The organism is Psychrobacter sp. AOP5-GZ1-6 (genome assembly GCF_052376345.1).
Classification (GTDB): domain Bacteria; phylum Pseudomonadota; class Gammaproteobacteria; order Pseudomonadales; family Moraxellaceae; genus Psychrobacter.
On sequence record NZ_JBQSVP010000284.1, the window covers coordinates 1 to 1,083 of the forward strand.

1 protein-coding gene is annotated in these 1,083 nt (G+C 29.0%); it reads right to left on the reverse strand.

Annotated features, from left to right (window positions below; all coding sequences use genetic code 11):
• On the reverse strand, window positions 1–1,015 hold a 1,015-nt coding region (locus tag ACT3RN_RS15780; protein ID WP_444518832.1), incomplete at its 3' end, for a hypothetical protein.
• Window positions 1,016–1,083 lie beyond the last annotated feature (68 nt).

Sequence of the window (1,083 nt, forward strand, 5' to 3'; positions counted from 1 at the left end):
GCTTTTTATTTGTATCTAAAACATATAAGTTTAAAACCTTTACATCATTTTCCTCGATATGATCAACTTCTATTTCATTATCTAAGCTACTATCCTGAGACAGAAGGTCATATTTCATTAACTTTTTTCTTTTATCTTGAATTTTTTCAAGAGCTTCAATAAGCTCATTTTTATCGAAGTTATCGTATTTGTCTTTGCTAGTTACTAGCCGTTTTGGAAAAGTAGAATCAAGTTGTTGTGAGTTCATTGAAACCTTAACACTAGAATCTCTAATTTTAGATTTCAGTCTCTCAGAATACCTTTCAATAGCATTAGTAAAAAAATCATTTCTACTATTTTTGTCATTTTTCTTTAAAATTAGTCTTTGATCTTGTACAAAGTAAGTTTTTTGATTTTTACAAAAGTCTACTAACCATTTAGGTAGTTCAAATCTTTCTTCAGAGAGGTCGGGTAAGCCAAAAGCCTCAATAGCTTCTTCAAAACTGTAGTTCCTACGAAGCCCTGGTCTTCTATCTGTCCACCTGTCATAGTCCATTCTACTCAAAAATACATGGGATTCATCTAAGTGCCTACGATATAGTTCGTAATGTTCATCAAGATTTATAGGATGTATCTTTATAACACCATCAAACTGCATTACAATTTCTAATTTTTTAGGTACTTCTAATTCGTTTTGCTTATTATCGAACAAAACAATATCTTCATCAAAAAAAGGACTTTCACCATTTATTTCTTCGTGACTAAATAAAGATACTTGCTTTATATCTCTACTTTTTTTAACAACTGCCGTTTTTACTATTGATAGAGTACCTTTATCCGTAGTCAAGGATATCTGATCAAAATCAAGCTCGGCAAAGTACATAAAATTAAGATTAAATATCGAATGTATAATTTTCAGACAGATTGTTTTTCCATATCCATTAGGTGCAGTTATAATTGTCATATCATCATTAAAATCTAAAGAATAGTTAAAGATGCCAAACATATCTTTGATTTCAAGTTTTTTTAAGAACATAGTTATTATTCCAAATGTTTATGAAATTATTAATCAACAAAACTCAAACTAACCTTATGATTATAAAG